Genomic DNA, 18,378 nt, shown 5'->3' on the forward strand with positions numbered 1-18,378 from the left:
ATGAAAACAAAAAGACATTCAAAGATTGTGGAACTCATTAACTCGTATGATATCGAGACACAGGAGGAACTTGCTCAAAAGCTGGAAGAGGGCGGCTTTGTAGTAACTCAGGCTACAGTTTCAAGAGATATCAGAGATTTAAAGCTTTCAAAAGTGGTAACAGCTAACGGAAAGCAAAAATATTCTCTGATGCCTAAGCAGGACGGGATCTCTGAAAAATATGTAAGAATACTTGGAGAAGCCTTTGTATCAATGGATATGGCACAAAATATTCTTGTAGTAAAGACCGTATCGGGTATGGCTATGGCGGCTGCTGCGGCTCTTGACTCCATGCAGATGAGTGAGATAGTAGGTTGTATTGCGGGTGATGATACAATTATGGCTGCCATAAGAAGTGTAGATGATACAGTGGTTGTCATGGAAAGAATAAGAAAACTTGTTTATAAGAATGAATAAGTATAATGATGTATCAGGGTAGTATCTAAAAAGGAGAATTATGCTGATAGAATTACATATAAAAAATCTTGCATTAATAAAAAAAGCGGATATTTACTTTAAAGAGGGACTAAGTGTACTTAGCGGTGAGACAGGTGCGGGAAAATCTATTTTGATAGACTCAATAAATCTTGCCTTGGGTGCGAAGACGAGTAAAGACATTATAAGAACAGGTGAAAATGAGGGTATTGTAGAACTTATTTTCACATTGGATGAAAAGCGAAAAGAAAAACTGAAAACATTGGATATATCTTTTGAAGACGATTTGCTGATAATAACCAGAAAAATAAGCTCCACAAGAAGTGTGTGCAGAATCAATGATGAAACAGTAACTCTTGCCAAGTTAAGAGAGATTACAGACACATTGATTGATATTCACGGACAGCATGAACATCAATCACTTCTAAGTGCAGGTAACAATCTGATACTGTTGGATTCTTTTTGTCCTGAAAAGCTTATGGAGATAAAGAAGAATTTATCAAAAAATTACGGTGAGTTAAAAAAGATAAATCAAAGAATTCAGGAAGGAATAGATGAAAGGCTCAGGAAAAGAGAAATCGATATACTTGATTTTGAAATTTCCGAAATAAAAAAAGCAAATATAAAGCCTAATGAAGAAGAGGAACTTGAGCAGGTATTTAAAAAGGGAAAGAGTATATCAAAGATAAATGACGTGCTTTCAGATTTGCTTGAAGAGCTTGAAAACGAAGATATAGGAAGCAATATCAAGTCGGTTTCAGAGATTGCCGTATTGGACGACAGTCTGGACATTGTATTGTCAAATTTAAATACAATTGAAGATTTGATAGCCGAAACAATGCATTATACAAGCAGATATCTAGATAATCTTGAATATGACGAGGAAGAACATGACAGGGTTATAGAGAGACTGGATACAATTAGACATATAAAATCAAAGTATTCAAGTGATTATAATAAAATCAAAGAACTCTTAAAAGATAAAGAAAAGAGACTTGAATTTTTAAAAGACTTTGAGGATGAAGTACTTGTGCTGAAGGAAAATGCGATAAAACTTGAAGAAAGTATTATAAAAGACTGTACCAAAATCAGCGAAATAAGAAAAGATGTTGCAGTTACATTGGCAAAAAAAATAAAGGAAGAACTTGAAGATTTAAACTTCCTTGGAGTGGAATTTGAAATCAAATTTACAAAGAGAGAGAAGATTTCAAGAGACGGATTTGATGCGGTGGAATTTTTGATAAGTACAAATCCGGGGCAACCTCTAAAACCTTTACAAATGGTTGCAAGCGGCGGTGAACTTTCCAGAATAATGCTGGCATTAAAGACTGTTTTTGCAAACAATGATGATATACAGACTTTGATATTTGATGAGATAGATACTGGAATAAGCGGAAATACTGCTGTAAAAGTCGGTGAAAAGCTTAGTCATATTTCAAGAAGTCATCAGGTACTGTGTATTTCACATTTGCCGCAGATAGCGGTAATGGCGGATCAAAATTTATTTATATCAAAGTCTACAGACGGAAAGTCGACACAAACGAATATTGATTTACTGGATAAGGATGGTAAAATAAAAGAGATAGCCAGATTGATCGGCGGGAATAATTTGACTGAAGTTGTACTTAAAACCGCAAGGGAAATGATACAGGAAGCGGACTCAAGGAAATAAGGAGGGAACACCTATGAAGAAGATATTATTTGTTGCATCGGAAGCGGTACCGTTTATTAAAACAGGCGGTTTGGCGGATGTGGTCGGCTCTTTACCGAAGTATTTGGATAAGAGATATTTTGATGCCAGAGTTATTTTGCCGAAGTATATGTGTATGAAGGAAGAAATAAGAAATTCTCTGGAATATATAGGTGATTTCTATATTGATTATGCCGGCTCAAGTAAGTATGTCGGAGTATTAAAGAAGGAAGTTGAAGGAGTAACATTTTATTTTATAGATAATGAAGAGTACTTCGGAGGTCCAAAGCCTTATGGAGACTGGCTTTATGATATTGAAAAGTTTATTTTCTTCTCACAGGCCGCTCTTTGTGCACTGCCTTTTGTAGACTTCAGACCGGACCTTATTCACTGTCATGACTGGCAGACAGGCTTGGTACCTGTATATTTGAAGGACAGATTTGCAGGCGGAGATTTCTTTAGGGGAATAAAGTCTGTATTTACAATACATAATCTTAAATTCCAGGGAACTTGGGATGTTAAGACGATACAATATTTTTCAGGTTTAAGTGATTATTATTTTACACCTGATAAGTTGGAGGCATTTAAGGATGCTAACCTCTTAAAGGGTGGACTTGTATATGCTGACGCTATAACAACCGTATCAAAGACATATGCAAATGAAATACAAAATCCTTTCTACGGTGAAGGAATGGACGGACTTTTAAGAGCCAGAAGTAATGATCTTAGAGGAATTGTAAACGGTATTGATTATAATGAGTTTGATCCTGAAACAGACAAGCTTATTTATAAAAATTATAACAGCAAGAACTTCAGAAAAGAAAAAATTAAAAATAAGAGAGCTTTACAAAAAGAGCTTGGACTGCCTGTAGACGACAATAAGTTTATGCTTGCGGTTATTTCAAGACTTACAGATCAAAAGGGATTTGATTTGGTGGAATATATGATGGATCAAATTTGTGAGGAAAATGTACAGCTTGTGGTACTTGGAACCGGAGATGATAGATATGAAAACATGTTCAGACATTATGCATGGAAATATCCTGACAGAGTATCTGCAAATATCTATTACTCCGAGGAGATGTCACATAAGATATATGCCGCTGCAGACGCCTTCCTTATGCCTTCGCTGTTTGAACCTTGCGGTCTCAGCCAGCTGATGTCTTTAAGATACGGAACTCTTCCGATAGTTCGTGAGACAGGTGGACTTTGTGATACCGTAGAGAGCTATAATGAATTTGAGTCAAAGGGTACAGGTTTCTCATTTGCAAACTATAATGCACATGAGATGCTTGACAGAATAAATTTTGCTAAGCATATTTATTATGATAAAAAAAGAGAATGGAATAAGATGATTGACAGAGCAATGGCTGTGGACTTCTCATGGAAGCAGTCTGCACTTGAGTATCAGGCTCTGTATGATTGGTTAATAGGATGAAAGAATATTTAAATAATATAGAGTATATGGAATGTGTAAAAGATATACTTAACAGTGGAATTTTTAAAAAACTGGACGGCTACGTTCAACATGGATGTACATCTACAATGGAGCACAGTATAGACGTTTCATATACAACATATTTAGTGTGCAAAAAACTTGGTTTAAATTATAAATCTGCTGCAAGAGCGGCACTTTTACATGATTTTTACCTATATGACTGGCATAGACCGACAAAGGAAACGGGAGCATTTTTACATGGTTTCACACATCCTTATAAAGCGGCAAAAAATGCCAAAAAGTATTTTAATATAACAAATAAGGAAGCAAGTATGATTAAAACTCATATGTTTCCTTTAACACCGATTCCTCCTCTTTCAAGGGAGGGATGGGTGCTTACAATGGCTGACAAGTCAACTTCAATAAATGAAATAATTGCAAATATGAAAAATGTTCACAGAGCAGGGGAGGGGACTGTATGAGTGTTTTAGATGAGATTGTTTCAAATCAGGTGCTCATCAGTGCGGCTCTCGGATGGCTGGTCGCTCAGTTTTTAAAGACAATGATTGATATATGGTATAATAAATCATTTTCACCGGACAGACTTTGGGGAAGTGGTGGAATGCCAAGTTCACATTCGGCTACGGTATGTGCTCTGGCAACCTCAAGTGCATTAAAACACGGATTTGCAGGCTTTGAGTTTGCCGTTACATTTATTTTGGCTCTGGTTGTTATGTATGATGCAATGGGAGTAAGAAGAGAGACGGGAAAGCAGGCAAAACTTCTTAATATGATCCTTGAAAACAATATTTTTGAGGATAATTTTGAACATTTTGAAGAGAGATTGAAAGAATTTGTAGGGCATACTCCGCTGCAGGTATTTATGGGTGCGATTTTAGGTATTGTTATAGCATTTGTAATTGGAGGAATATATTAATGATAAAACTTATTGCCTCGGATGTGGACGGAACTTTAGTAAGTGACGGCGGTGGCAAGCTTGATAAAAGAATAGTCGATATGATAAAGGCTGTTCATGACAAAGGAATTCATTTTGCCGTTGCCTCCGGAAGGCAGTGGGTGAGCATAGAAAATGTCTTTGAAGAAGTAAAGGACAAGATATTTTATATATCCGATAACGGAGCTTATATCGGTGTAAACGGTAGAAGTCTGTTTATAAATAAAATGGATGATGAGATTTCAAAGAAATTGATTATTGATATAAGAAAAAATAAGGATTTGATTGCGATAGTTGCCGATGAATCATCATACTATATTGAGGAAAACAATGAATTTCTTATAGACTGGATAAGAGGAGGATACATGGGCAGAATAGAACTTGTAGACGATCTTACCAAGGTGAAAAATGTAATAAAAATTTCAGCATATTCAGAGAATGTATGCGGTAAGGCCGATGATATTATAGAAAAATATTCGGATAAACTTTTAGTGAATTATGCAGGCGAGATGTGGCTTGACTGTACAGCAAAAGGAGTGAGCAAAGGAAATGCGCTAAAGAAGCTTCAGGAAGCTTTTGATATAACAGAACATGAAACAATGGTTTTCGGTGACCAAGCCAATGATGTTGAAATGTTTAAAGCTGCTTACTATTCATTTGCAGTAAAAAATGCCGCACCGGTAGCAAAGGAAGCGGCAAGATTTATGGCAGACAGCAATGAAAACCTTGGAGTTTTGAAGATATTAAACTATCTGCTTTAGGAGACGGAATTGAAGAGAAAATTTTTAATCGGATTCGTAACGGCTCTTTTTATTTCAGGTTGTGGAATAAAAACGTCCGGCATAAGTGAAAATATAAAGATAAATTTATCGGAAAACAAACTTGGGTATAATTACAGTCAGATGCTTATTCCCGCATTGTCGGAGAGCCAAATTATGACCGATACATATACCGATGCAATATGGGACAGCTATGTTGACAAGGACAAAAATATTACATTCAGAGATAATTTTTATAATGATTTAAAAAATTATTATAAAGAACTTGTTGTACTTAAAAGGATTGCGGAAAACGAAAATATTACATTATCTGAGCAGGATAAAACAAAGGCATTAAAACTTTCAAAGATATTTTACGATGAAAATGCAGCAAACGGTGGAAGCTTTCCCGGACTTACAAAAGAAGACTGTGATACGGTTTTCATGGATTATATTCTGGTGGATAAAACAAAAAAAGAATTGATTGAAAAGAATGTAAAAGAAGTCAGCGAAAGTGAAGCCAGAATAATGGATTTTCATGTGATTGAGGTTTCAGATTTTGAACTGGCAAATACTCTTTTAGACAGATTAAATAATGGTGAGAATTGTGTGAAACTGGCAACTCAATTTTCTGAAAGCGACAGTATTTCAAGAAGTATAGCGATAAATAACGAAACTGAAGATGTAAAGAATACGTTGGGAGTAATGGAAGACGGAAGTGTAAGTCCTATAGTTACAAACAAGGGTAAATATGTGCTTTATAAATGTGTAAAGAGCTATAATGCGGAAGCCACAAAAAAGAATAAGCAAAGAATAAAAGAGGAAAGAGAATCGGCATATCTGTTGAATTTATATAATGAGTTTGTGAAAGAAAATCCTATAGATATAAACGAAAGCGAGTTCGATAAGGTTTGCAAAAATTCAGGGTCTCATCTTTCGGGAAGAGATTTCTTTACACTGTGGTCGGAGGAAGTAAATGCAGGTCTTTGAGATTTTAGAAGTTAAGGAATTTACAAAATTACTCTTTATGACAGATATATTCGATAAATTCACTGTTGTGGAAGCCGAGTTTCATACATTTGTAAAATATGATATCAACTGTAAGCTTAATAAGCCTTATTTCGACGAAGAGGAAAACAGAGATTTTTGCACTTGGGGTGAAATAAGGCATATTTGCTTTGGAATAATAAAGGGAAAGAGAAGACCTACTTTTTTCAAGCTGATTTTTAAGTTTTCAGAAGAATTTAAAAGAGATTGGATTAAAAGCAATACAACAAAAGATATAGATGGGGATTTGTATTTGAATATAAGATATTCAGATAAAGAAATGAATTTAATATCTTCATTTTCGCCGAAAACTTTTTTACTTGACAGAGCGATTATAAATGCATTTGATTTATATGTAAAAAATATGTTTGGAAGAATAAATATTACAGTGGAAGAAACGGGAGAATAAAGTGAAAGATAAGAGCATTCTTGAGATGTATCTGGAGGATATGAAGGAAATAAAACCTCTTGAAGAATCGGAACTTGATACATTAAAAAAAGCACTCTTAAGTGGGGATAACAGTGCAAAAAACAGGATTATCGAAGGTCATATGATGTATGCTACAGAGCTTATACAACCCTTTGTAGGTTGCGGTCAGGAAATAACGGATTTGATAAGTGAGAGTCATCTGGCGCTTACAATGGCTGTGGCTGAGTATAAATCGGGAGATTTAAAAGCTCAGATAAGAACAGCGGTGGAAAAAAGACTAAATGAGATAATTGATGAGGAAACAAAGGTAAAGAATGCTTCAAATATGCTGGCGGAGAGATTGAACGACTTGATGGAAGCATCAAGGATTTTGGCACAGGAGTATGGCAGAGAAGCAAGTGTAGAAGAACTTTCAGACAGACTTATGGTTCCGAAAGATGAAGTGGAAGAACTTTTAAAAATAAGTTTGAACGCAATGGATCCGGAAAAAAATATTTAGAATATGGAGAAGCTTATGGAAGAGAAAAAAAATTTGATTGTAGGTCAGTCGGGAGGGCCTACAGCGGCTATTAATGCATCTTTGGCGGGAGTGTATTGCGGAGCAAAGCATTTCGGATTTGAAAAGGTGTATGGAATGAGATTCGGAATCGAGGGATTCTTAAATGAAAAAATAGTAGACCTTGATGAAACACTTAATTCAGAGCTTAATATTGAACTTTTAAAAAGAACACCGAGTTCATATCTGGGTTCTTGCAGATACAAACTGCCAAAGCCCGAAGCTGATAATGAAGTTTATCAAAAGGCATTTGAGCTGCTTGAAAAGTACAGTATAGATGTCTTTGTCTATATAGGCGGAAACGATTCTATGGATACAATTCTTAAGATGTCGGAGTATGCAAAAATTATAGGAAGCCCGATAAAGTTTGTCGGAGTTCCGAAGACTATTGATAATGATTTACCTGTTACAGATCATACACCGGGATACGGAAGTGCGGCAAAATACATAGCTACATGTATTTCGGAGGTTGTAAGAGACTCAAATGTATATGACTTAAAGAGTGTGACATTTGTTGAGATAATGGGAAGAAATGCAGGCTGGCTTACAGCGGCTGCAGCTTTGGCAAAGAACAGTTTCAATGACGGAGCGGATTTTATTCTCTTACCTGAAATAGGTTTAAATTTAAAAGAATTTATAAATATACTCGGAAACAGACTCAATGAAAAGAATAATATTGTTGTGGCGGTATCTGAGGGTATAAAAGATCAAAACGGAAATTATATAAGCGAGGATGAGGGAAATGTGGATGCATTCGGACATAAGATGCTTTCAGGAACTGCAGCTTACCTTGCTAAAAAAATAAAAAGTGAACTTGGCGTAAAAACAAGAGCCGTGGAAATAAATACATTGCAAAGAGCGGCGGCTCACCTTCAAAGTAAAACCGATATAGACGAGGCTTTCAATATCGGATTTTTAGGCGTAAAGGCCGGAATTGAGGGTGAAACCGGAGTTATGATGTATTTTGACAGGGTAAATGACGCACCATATTTGTCTATCGTAAGAAAATGTGATATAAATTTAGTTGCAAACATAGAAAAAGAAATCCCGAGAGGTTGGATAAGCGAGGACGGATTCGGAGTAAATGAAAAATTCATTGAGTATGCGAAACCGCTTATTACGGGTGAGCTTTCAAATATTGTTTGCGAAGGAATACAAAGTCATATAATTAGTCTTAAGTAGTGGTTTCCGAGGAGGAAAGAAGATGGGCGTTAGAAGGATTTATGTAGAAAAAAAGCCGGATTTTGCTATCAGAGCAAAGGAACTTTCGGGTGAGCTTAGGAGCTATTTGGGCTTGAAAAACCTTGATAATGTAAGGGTTTTGGTCAGGTACGATATTGAAAATATATCGTATGAAGACTATCAAAAAAGTCTGGGTACTATATTTTGTGAGCCACCGCTTGATATCTGTTATGAGAGTAAGTTTCCACATCTTGAAAGTGACTTTTACTTTACCGTAGAGTATTTGCCGGGACAGTTTGATCAAAGGGCTGATTCCGCCATACAATGTGTGAAGCTGCTTGGAAGTGAAGATGATATAAATATCTGTTCCGCAACAACTTATATTTTCTCAGGACAGTTTAGTGAAACCGACAAGGAGAGTATAAGAAATTACTGTATAAATCCTGTAGACTCAAGGATTGCCGATGAGTCTATACCCGAAACTTTAAAAACAGACTTTGAAATGCCTAATGATGTGGAGTCTATAGAAGGCTTTATAACTATGGATGAAAATGCCTTGAAAGATTGCTATGAGAGTCTTTCTTTGGCTATGGCATTTGATGACTTTAAATTTATACAAGACTATTTAAAAAATGATGAAAACAGAAATCCCTCTGTCACTGAGATAAGAGTACTGGATACATATTGGTCCGACCACTGTAGACATACCACTTTTTCAACTCAGCTAAAAGACGTAAGCTTTGAGGAGGGATTTTTTGGCGTTCCTGTAAAAGAATCATATGAAAGATATTTAAATGACAGAAAGGTCCTTTATAAGGACAAAAAAGATAAAAAAATCTGCTTGATGGATATTGCACTTTTGGCTATGAAGAAGCTTAAGGCCGACAAGATTCTTACCGATGTTGAGGAAAGTGATGAGATAAACGCCTGCTCAATCGTAGTGCCGATAGTTATTGACGGCAGAATAGAGGAGTGGCTTATCAATTTTAAGAATGAAACGCATAACCATCCTACGGAGATAGAGCCGTTCGGTGGTGCGGCAACCTGCCTTGGAGGTGCTATAAGAGATCCGCTTTCAGGAAGAACTTATGTTTATCAGGCCATGAGAATTACAGGTGCCGCAGATCCTACACTGCCTATTGAAAAGACAATGCAGGGTAAACTTCCGCAAAGAAAGATAGTAACAGGAGCCGCACACGGATATTCATCATATGGCAATCAGATAGGTCTGGCTACTGGCTATGTAAAAGAAGTTTACCATCCAAACTATGTTGCAAAGAGAATGGAGATCGGAGCGGTAATGGGAGCCGCAAAGAGAGCAAATGTTATAAGAAAAACTCCGGATCCGGGTGATATCATAGTACTTCTTGGCGGTAGAACAGGAAGAGACGGCATAGGAGGTGCTACAGGTTCAAGCAAAGTTCATAAGACCGATTCTATAATGACTGCAGGTGCAGAGGTACAAAAAGGTAATGCACCTACAGAGAGAAAGATACAAAGACTCTTTAAAAGACCTGAGGTGACAATACTTATAAAGAAATGTAACGACTTCGGTGCAGGCGGAGTGTCTGTAGCAATAGGAGAACTTGCAGACGGACTTATTATTGATCTTGATAAAGTGCCTAAAAAATATGCGGGACTTGACGGTACAGAGATTGCAATCTCTGAATCACAGGAGAGAATGGCTGTGGTGCTCTCACCTGAATCGGTAGAGGAATTTTGCAAATATGCAGAGGAAGAAAATCTTGAAACAAGTATTGTAGCAAAGGTTTTGGAAGAAAAAAGGCTGCAAATGACATGGAGAGGCAAAACTATAGTCGATTTATCAAGAGCATTTCTTGATACAAACGGTGCCACCTCCACAACAGATGTTTATGTGAAAGCACCAAATGAAGAAAAAAATCCTTTTGAATACAATAATACAGAAAAAAACATAGAAAAAAGATGGCTGGAAACAGTGTCTGATTTGAATGTAGCTTCACAAAAGGGACTTGTTGAGATGTTTGACTCAAGTATAGGAGCAAAGAGTGTACTCATGCCATATGGTGGAAAATATCAGCTTTCAGAGACTCAAAGTATGGTAGCCAAGTTGCCGCTCTTGAATGAAGAAAGTGATGCGGTTACCATCATGAGCTATGGATTTGACCCGTATCTGTCAAGCTGGAGCCCATATCATGGTGCAATGTATGCTATAGTCGGCTCTTTAAGTAAAATTGTAGCGGCAGGCGGAGATTATAAAAAAGTACATTTTACTTTCCAGGAATACTTTAGAAGAATGACTGACAGCTCTACCTGGGGAGAACCGATCTCGGCACTTCTTGGAGCTTATGAAGCACAGATGAAGCTTGGACTTGCGTCCATAGGCGGTAAGGACTCGATGTCGGGTTCATTTAATGATATAAATGTACCTCCTACCTTGGTTTCTTTTGCAGTGGCGGTAGGTGATAATAAAAATATTATATCAACAGAGCTGAAAAATTCCGGAAATAAGCTCTACTTCGTAAAATTAAAGAGAGATAAATACGATCTTCCCGATTTTGAATATTTAAAGAAAATTTACTGTGATATTCAAACAGAGATAACAAATAAAAAAATAGTAAGTGCATTTGTTTTGGAGAGAAACGGAATAGCTGAGGCTGTTTCAAAGATGTGCTTCGGAAATATGTTGGGTGTAAGCCTTAAAGCGGATGAAGAGATTTTGTTTAGTCCGGAGTTTGGAGGCTTTTTGCTGGAATCCGAGTCGGAACTTGATTTTGAAGGAGCAAGCTATCTTGGAGAGGTAATTGAAGAGCCGAAGATTATAGTAAATTCAGAAGAGATTTCACTTGATAAGATATTAGAAAACTGGAAAAAACCTCTTGAGAGTGTATTCCCGTCAGTAGAAGAGCCTGAGAATAAAGAGGAGCTTGAAGATAAATTATACCAAGCTGAGAGCATTTATATTGCAAAAGAAAAAAATGCTCTACCAAGAGTATTCATTCCGGTTATGCCGGGAACCAACTGCGAGTATGATTCTATAAGAGCGTTTAGAAGAGCCGGTGCAAGTGCTGAGGCATTTGTATTTAGAAACAGTTCACCTTTAGCTATAAAGGAATCTGTTGAGCATTATAAAAATGAAATAAGAAATTCACAGATAATAATGTTCCCGGGAGGATTTTCTGCAGGTGATGAGCCTGACGGTTCCGCAAAGTTTTTTGCTACAGTGTTCAGAAATGAAGTTTTGAAAAAAGAAATTGAAGATTTGCTTTTGCGAGACGGTCTGATACTTGGAATTTGTAACGGTTTTCAGACACTTATAAAGCTTGGACTTTTGCCTGACGGAAAAATAAAAGCACAGGAAGAGTTTTCAGCAACTTTGGCTAGAAATACTATCGGCAGACATATTTCCAAAATGGCATATCTTAAGGTGGTAAGTAATAAATCACCATGGCTTATGAATGCAAATCTTGGAGATGTTTATGCAAATCCGGTTTCACATGGAGAAGGAAGATTTGTGGCTCCGAAAGAAATAATTGATGAGTTGTTTAAAAACGGACAGGTAGCTACAAGATATGTGGATTTAAACGGAAATCCTACCATGTGCGGTGAGTACAATCCGAACGGCTCTTATGCAGCCATAGAGGGAATTACAAGTCCGGACGGAAGGATTTTCGGTAAGATGGCACACTCCGAAAGAAGAGAAAACGGTGTTGCTATAAATGTTTTTGAAAAACAGGACTTGCAAATCTTTGAATCTGGTGTAAAATATTTCAGATAAATCAGATAAAAAGGTTTGGAGAAGATAATGATAAAAGTAGTAAAATTTGGAGGCAGCTCACTGGCCAGTGCACATCAATTTAAAAAAGTGGGAGATATCATAAAGGCTGATAAATCAAGAAGATTTGTTGTTCCGTCCGCACCGGGAAAAAGAAATTCCAAGGATGAGAAGGTAACAGACCTTTTATATGAGACATATGATGCGGCTGTAGAAGGCGGTTCATATAAGAAAAAGTTTGAAAAGATCAAAGCAAGATATGAAGAGATTATAGACGGACTTTCGCTTGATTTGAATCTTGATCATGAGTTTGCAAAGATAGAAGAACAGTTTTTAAATAAAGCCGGAAGAGAGTATGCCGCTTCAAGAGGTGAATATTTAAACGGTATTATAATGGCAAAATATCTTGGAGTTGATTTTATAGATCCTGCGGAGATGATTTTCTTCTTTGAAGACGGTACATTTGATGCCGAGGCTACAAACAAGGAAGTTTCCGAGAGACTTGAGAAAGTTCAAAGAGCGGTAATTCCGGGATTTTACGGCAGCGATCATTCAGGAAAAATCAGAACATTTTCAAGAGGCGGTTCAGATATAACAGGTTCTATAATCGCAAGAGGAATAAAGGCCGATTTGTATGAGAACTGGACAGATGTATCAGGCTTTTTGGTGGCTGACCCGAGAATTATTCCAAATCCTGAGACTATAGAGTCGATAACATATAAGGAGCTTAGAGAGCTCGCATATATGGGTGCCTCAGTACTTCATGAGGATGCAATCTTCCCTGTAAGAAAAGAGGGTATTCCTATCAATATCAGAAATACCAACAAGCCGGAAGATAAGGGTACAATGATAGTAGAGAGCACTTGTAAGAGTGCAAAGTTTACTATAACAGGTATCGCCGGAAAGAAGGGATTCTGTGCCATAAATGTAGATAAGGCAATGATGAACTCGGAGGTAGGCTTCTGCGCAAAAGTATTGGATGTTTTTGCACAGAACAATATATCTATAGAGCATATGCCTTCAGGTATCGACACTATGACCGTACTTGTACATCAGTCCGAGTTTGAAGAGCATGAGCAGCAGATAGTTTCAGGTATACATAGAGCCGTAGGTCCGGATACTGTAGAAATGGAATCGGGACTTGCACTTATAGCTGTAGTTGGAAGAGGTATGAAGGCAAACAGAGGTACTGCAGGAAGAATATTTGCGGCACTTGCGCATGCCAGAGTCAATGTAAAGATGATAGATCAGGGTTCATCAGAGCTTAATATCATTGTAGGCGTTAAGGAAAACGACTTTGAAACAACTATAAAGGCTATATATGATATGTTTGTAAAATCGGTATCTTAAAATGGCAAAAGTAATAATAATAGGCGGAGGTGCGGCAGGAATGATAGCAGCATACTCCGCTGCTTTAACATCAAAGCAGGTAATACTGCTGGAAAAAAACGAAAAACTCGGTAAAAAGATATTTATTACAGGCAAGGGCAGATGTAATCTTACAAATGCCTCAGACATGAATACAGTGATGGAAAATGTTGTAAGTAATAAAAGATTTTTATTCAGTGCATTTAAAAATTTCACAAATGAAGACATTATGAATCTTGTGGAGAACAACGGGACGAAGCTTAAGATTGAAAGAGGAAACAGAGTATTTCCTGTCAGCGATCATTCCTCAGACATAATAAAGTCGCTTGAAAATGCCATAAGAGATCTGCATGTGGATATAAGACTTAATATAAAAGTGGATGAGCTTATAATAGAAAATGACAGATGCATAGGTGTGACAATCGGTAAAAATAAAATTATGGCTGATGCCGTAATAGTGGCTACAGGAGGAATGTCCTATCAGGCCACAGGTTCAGACGGTGACGGATACAGATTTGCAAAAGAGGCAGGCTTAAGCGTAAGTAAACTATATCCTTCTTTAGTACCTTTTAATATAGAGGGGGAGAGAATAAAAGCATTGCAGGGACTTTCCTTAAAGAATATTCATGCTTATATCTACAATGACAAAAAACTTGTATATGATGAATTCGGTGAAATGCTTTTCACACATTTTGGAGTGAGCGGACCTGTAATAATATCCGCATCTGCAGTTATCGGAAACAAAAATATAAAAGGTTATAGACTAAGTATCGATCTAAAACCGGCTCTGGATGAGGAAAAGCTTGATGAAAGAATTTTACGAGATTTTACGGAGCAAAAGAATAAAGCTTTGAAAAACTCTCTAAATAAGCTCTTTCCCGCAAAGCTGATAGATGAGGTCATATTTCAAAGCAAACTCGATCCCGATAAAAAGGTGAATTTACTTACAAAAGAGGAAAGACATAGTCTTGTTCATGCTACAAAAAATCTGGAATATGTGATAAGCTCTACAAGAGGCTTTAATGAGGCTATAATAACAAAGGGTGGAGTTGAAGTTTCACAAATAAATCCGAAGACTATGGAATCGAAGAAAATAAAAGGATTGTTCTTTGCAGGTGAGGTGCTTGATTTGGATGCATTCACAGGCGGTTATAATCTTCAGATAGCATGGTCAACGGGATATGCGGCAGGAGAAGGAGCAGGAAATGAGCAGTATAGCGATTGACGGACCTGCGGGAGCGGGCAAGTCGAGTATAGCAAAGGCTTTAAGTAAAAGACTTGGTTATATTTATATAGATACAGGTGCAATGTACAGAGCTGTAGCACTTTTCTTCGTGGAGAATAATGTTTCGGACGGCACGGACAGCAGAATCGAATCTTTGCTTGAAAAGCTTGAGATAAGTATAAAGTACGAAGACGGTGCACAGAAAGTTATCCTAAACGGAGAAGATGTCACAGGTAAGCTGAGACTTGAAGAGATAGGTAAACTGGCAAGTAAATTCAGTGCCATCGGCAGTGTAAGAGAAAAGCTTGTGGCACTTCAAAGAAAACTGGCACAAAAAGAAAACGTGGTGATGGACGGCAGAGATATAGGTACCGTGGTACTTCCAAATGCCGATTTAAAGATTTATTTAAGTGCAAGTTCAAAAGTCAGAGCTAAAAGAAGATATCTGGAGCTTTTAGAAAAGGGATATACGGATTTGGATATAAATGAGATAGAGGATGAGATAATAAAAAGAGATGAAGCCGATATGAACAGGGAAATATCACCTCTAAAGCAGGCTGATGATGCTTATTATCTGGATTCATCCGATATGACACTTGAAGAGGTGGTATCAAAGATACTGTCAATGGTAAAAGAGGAAAGATGAAAGTCGAATTAGCAAAAAGTGCCGGTTTTTGCTTTGGAGTTGAGAAAGCGGTAAACACCGTATATGAAGAAGCAAAAAAGGGCAATGATATAGTCTATACTCTGGGACCCATAATTCACAATGAAGAAGTTGTGAAAGATATGAAAAAAAGAGGTGTGGAGGCTGTGAAGATAGAAGATTTGGCTTCACTGCCAAAGGGCACTGTAATCATACGCTCACATGGGGTAAGCAGAGAGATATTTAATTTTGTAAAAAGAAGCGGACATAGAGTGGTAGATGCCACCTGTCCGTTTGTAAAAAAAATTCATGCCATAGTTTCAGTACAAAGCGGAAAAGGAAAAACTGTGGTAATAATCGGAAATCCCGAGCATCCTGAGGTAATGGGAATAAGAGGCTGGGGAGATGAAAATACCTATGCTGTTGAAAACATCGAACAATTTATAAATTTGGAATTAAAAAAAGATGAAGAAATTATAATTGTAGCTCAAACGACATTTAATCATAAAAAATTCCAAGAAATCATTGATAAAATATCGATTTTGGGTTATGATGTAAGATGTTTTAATACGATTTGCAATGCAACACAGGAAAGACAAGCTGAGGCAAAAAAAATAGCATCAAATGTGGATGCCATGATAGTTATCGGAGACAAAAAAAGCTCCAATACAGGCAAGCTTGTGGAAATATGTCAGGAAGAATGTAAGAATACAGTTTTTATTCAAACTCTTGAAGACCTAGATTATGGTGCTTTACTTTCTGTGGATAGTGTAGGTATTACGGCAGGGGCGTCAACCCCAAAACATATCATTGAGGAGGTTCAAAATATTGTCAGATCTAAGTTTTGAACAAATGTTAGATGAGTCATTCAAGACTCTACACACGGGAGAAGTTGTCAACGGTAAGGTAATTGATGTTAAGGAAGATCAGATCATTCTTAATGTCGGATTTAAGTCAGATGGTATCATCACAAGAAGTGAATATAGTAATGACAACGGTTTAGATTTAAGAACAGTTGTAAATGTCGGTGATGACATGGAAGCAAAAGTCTTAAAGATAAATGACGGAGAAGGTCAGGTTCTCCTTTCATACAAGAGATTGGCTCAGGATAGAGGTAATAAGAAGCTTGAGGATGCTTTCAACAACCACGAGGTTCTTACAGGAAAAGTTGTACAGGTAGTTGAGGGTGGTCTCAGTGTAGTGGTAGAGGATGCAAGAGTATTTATACCTGCATCACTTGTATCAGATACATTTGAAAGAGATTTATCTAAATATAAGGATACAGAGATTGAGTTCGTTATTACAGAGTTCAATCCTAAGAGAAGAAGAATCATCGGTGACAGAAAGCAGCTTCTTGTAGCTAAGAAAGAGGAGCAGAAGAAGGCTTTATTTGAGAAGATAACACCGGGTGATGTAATTGAAGGTACAGTAAAGAATGTTACAGATTTCGGAGCATTCGTTGACCTTGGTGGTGCAGACGGTCTTTTACATATCTCAGAGATGAGCTGGGGTAGAGTAGAGAATCCTAAGAAGGTATTTAAGTCAGGTGATACCGTTACAGCCTTCATTAAGGATATCTCAGGAGAGAAGATTGCACTTTCAATGAAGTTCCCTGATCAGAATCCATGGCTTGACGCTGAAGAGAAGTTCGCACGTGGTAATGTTGTTAAGGGTAAAGTTGCAAGAATGACAGATTTCGGAGCATTCGTTGAGATTTCAAACGGTGTTGATGCATTGTTGCACGTATCTCAGATTTCACACGACCATGTTGAAAAACCTTCAGATGTGCTTAAGGTAGGAGATGAGGTTGAGGCTGTTATCGTTGAGTTCAACGAGGCAGACAAGAAAATTTCATTAAGTATCAAGGCTTTGACACAGGCAAATGAAGAGCTTGAGAAAGAGAACGCAAGAAATTCAGAGTCTGATGAAGAATAATAAATACTTTAGTTAATACAAGGTCGTAGGTGTTTTCATCTGCGACCTTTTTAACTGAAAAAAGAAGGAGTTATATGAAGAGAAATTATAGAAATATAGTGTTTTGGTGCATTGTGGTTGCACTTTTATACCTTAGTTACGAGTGGCTGAGTGATGTCATATTCAGAGGATTTAATTATCTGGATGTAAAATACATGATAGTACCTGATGTACTTTTGCCGAGTATAAATGCGTTTGTGGATACATTGATATCTGTGGTGCTTATTGTTATCTACCTGATATTGGCTGTTTTTATAGTAAAAAAGCATGAAAAAGGAATTAAGCTCGGATTTGTAAAAGGATTTATTTTCTGTATTGTAATGGGATTTGCATTCTATGGAATAGCAGGTCTTTGGTTTGAAATTGTCGACAGATTTTTGGTATCCATACCTTTTATAGCTAAAAATGTAGAATATTTTTCAGGAGTATATGACGATCTTGAGTCGGGAGCATATATCTGGTCATTGCTTTCAATATCAATTATAGGACCTATAGTTGAAGAGATACTTTTTAGACTTCTTATCTTCAATTCTCTTGAGAGAATAACAAAGAGTCCGTGGTTTGCAATAATTGTATCGGGAGTATTATTCGGTATCTGGCATATGATCTTTGTTCAGAGCGTATATACGGCGATAATGGGCTGCATTATGGGACTTATTTATTATAAGACCAGAAATATTTTCTACACAATTTTTATACATATGGTAAACAATACAATCGGAAATCTACCTTCCGCTCTTGACACAGATTTGGTAAATACGGCTATAAACCATATATCATATGCAATGGTTATTCCGGCTGTTATTTTGCTTGTTATTTTCTGCTTAAAGAAACCTGAAAGCAGAGATACCGAAACCGAAACATATACATACGGATTATAAAAG

The 18,378-nt window shown here is 37.0% G+C and carries 17 protein-coding genes; all 17 read left to right on the forward strand.

The window, feature by feature from the left end; translation table 11 throughout:
- The 17 genes from argR (at window position 1) to HMPREF1140_RS11795 (ending at window position 18,375) form a co-directional block, all read left to right on the forward strand.
- Window positions 1–456, forward strand: a complete 456-nt coding sequence (gene argR, locus HMPREF1140_RS11715) for an arginine repressor (protein WP_007592901.1) — start codon at window positions 1–3, stop codon at window positions 454–456.
- 40 nt (window positions 457–496) lie between these two features.
- On the forward strand, window positions 497–2,146 hold the full coding sequence (recN, locus tag HMPREF1140_RS11720; protein ID WP_009664129.1) for a DNA repair protein RecN: 1,650 nt from the start codon (window positions 497–499) through the stop codon (window positions 2,144–2,146).
- Between the two features lie 13 nt (window positions 2,147–2,159).
- Window positions 2,160–3,602 (forward strand): glycogen synthase GlgA, encoded by a 1,443-nt coding sequence (gene glgA, locus HMPREF1140_RS11725; RefSeq protein WP_009664075.1) that lies wholly within the window; start codon window positions 2,160–2,162, stop codon window positions 3,600–3,602.
- The gene (locus HMPREF1140_RS11730; RefSeq protein ID WP_009664126.1) at window positions 3,599–4,084 is read left to right on the forward strand and encodes an HD domain-containing protein; all 486 of its coding nucleotides are present in this window, start codon (window positions 3,599–3,601) and stop codon (window positions 4,082–4,084) included. Before glgA ends, HMPREF1140_RS11730 begins: the two co-directional genes overlap by 4 nt.
- Window positions 4,081–4,539 carry a divergent PAP2 family protein gene (locus tag HMPREF1140_RS11735; protein ID WP_009664058.1) on the forward strand — a complete coding sequence of 153 codons (459 nt, stop codon included), beginning with the start codon at window positions 4,081–4,083 and terminating at the stop codon, window positions 4,537–4,539. The genes HMPREF1140_RS11730 and HMPREF1140_RS11735 overlap by 4 nt, the downstream gene beginning before the upstream one ends.
- Window positions 4,539–5,318, forward strand: coding sequence for an HAD family hydrolase (locus HMPREF1140_RS11740; RefSeq protein ID WP_009664118.1), 780 nt, complete (start codon window positions 4,539–4,541; stop codon window positions 5,316–5,318). Before HMPREF1140_RS11735 ends, HMPREF1140_RS11740 begins: the two co-directional genes overlap by 1 nt.
- A 9-nt stretch (window positions 5,319–5,327) precedes the next feature.
- A complete protein-coding gene (locus tag HMPREF1140_RS11745; RefSeq protein WP_009664207.1) occupies window positions 5,328–6,305 on the forward strand; it encodes a hypothetical protein in 978 nt (325 codons plus the stop codon).
- Complete coding sequence (locus HMPREF1140_RS11750; protein ID WP_009664114.1) at window positions 6,292–6,771, forward strand: DUF5721 family protein; 480 nt, start codon at window positions 6,292–6,294, stop codon at window positions 6,769–6,771. The genes HMPREF1140_RS11745 and HMPREF1140_RS11750 overlap by 14 nt, the downstream gene beginning before the upstream one ends.
- A 1-nt stretch (window position 6,772) precedes the next feature.
- Window positions 6,773–7,291, forward strand: coding sequence for a sigma-70 domain-containing protein (locus tag HMPREF1140_RS11755; protein WP_009664187.1), 519 nt, complete (start codon window positions 6,773–6,775; stop codon window positions 7,289–7,291).
- 15 nt (window positions 7,292–7,306) lie between these two features.
- Complete coding sequence (locus tag HMPREF1140_RS11760; protein ID WP_009664082.1) at window positions 7,307–8,530, forward strand: 6-phosphofructokinase; 1,224 nt, start codon at window positions 7,307–7,309, stop codon at window positions 8,528–8,530.
- 22 nt (window positions 8,531–8,552) lie between these two features.
- Window positions 8,553–12,287 (forward strand): phosphoribosylformylglycinamidine synthase, encoded by a 3,735-nt coding sequence (locus HMPREF1140_RS11765; protein WP_009664073.1) that lies wholly within the window; start codon window positions 8,553–8,555, stop codon window positions 12,285–12,287.
- A 27-nt stretch (window positions 12,288–12,314) separates the two neighbouring features.
- On the forward strand, window positions 12,315–13,634 hold the full coding sequence (locus HMPREF1140_RS11770) for an aspartate kinase (protein ID WP_009664161.1): 1,320 nt from the start codon (window positions 12,315–12,317) through the stop codon (window positions 13,632–13,634).
- 1 nt (window position 13,635) lies between these two features.
- Window positions 13,636–14,877, forward strand: coding sequence for an NAD(P)/FAD-dependent oxidoreductase (locus tag HMPREF1140_RS11775; protein ID WP_009664087.1), 1,242 nt, complete (start codon window positions 13,636–13,638; stop codon window positions 14,875–14,877).
- The gene (cmk, locus tag HMPREF1140_RS11780) at window positions 14,858–15,523 is read left to right on the forward strand and encodes a (d)CMP kinase (protein WP_009664138.1); all 666 of its coding nucleotides are present in this window, start codon (window positions 14,858–14,860) and stop codon (window positions 15,521–15,523) included. Before HMPREF1140_RS11775 ends, cmk begins: the two co-directional genes overlap by 20 nt.
- Window positions 15,520–16,368 (forward strand): 4-hydroxy-3-methylbut-2-enyl diphosphate reductase, encoded by an 849-nt coding sequence (gene ispH, locus HMPREF1140_RS11785; protein ID WP_009664081.1) that lies wholly within the window; start codon window positions 15,520–15,522, stop codon window positions 16,366–16,368. The genes cmk and ispH overlap by 4 nt, the downstream gene beginning before the upstream one ends.
- Complete coding sequence (rpsA, locus tag HMPREF1140_RS11790) at window positions 16,349–17,455, forward strand: 30S ribosomal protein S1 (protein WP_009664160.1); 1,107 nt, start codon at window positions 16,349–16,351, stop codon at window positions 17,453–17,455. Before ispH ends, rpsA begins: the two co-directional genes overlap by 20 nt.
- A gap of 74 nt (window positions 17,456–17,529) precedes the next feature.
- Window positions 17,530–18,375 (forward strand): CPBP family intramembrane glutamic endopeptidase, encoded by an 846-nt coding sequence (locus HMPREF1140_RS11795; protein WP_009664205.1) that lies wholly within the window; start codon window positions 17,530–17,532, stop codon window positions 18,373–18,375.
- Window positions 18,376–18,378 lie beyond the last annotated feature (3 nt).

It is taken from the genome of Lachnoanaerobaculum sp. ICM7 (assembly GCF_000287675.1).
In the GTDB taxonomy this organism is placed as follows: Bacteria; Bacillota; Clostridia; order Lachnospirales; family Lachnospiraceae; genus Lachnoanaerobaculum.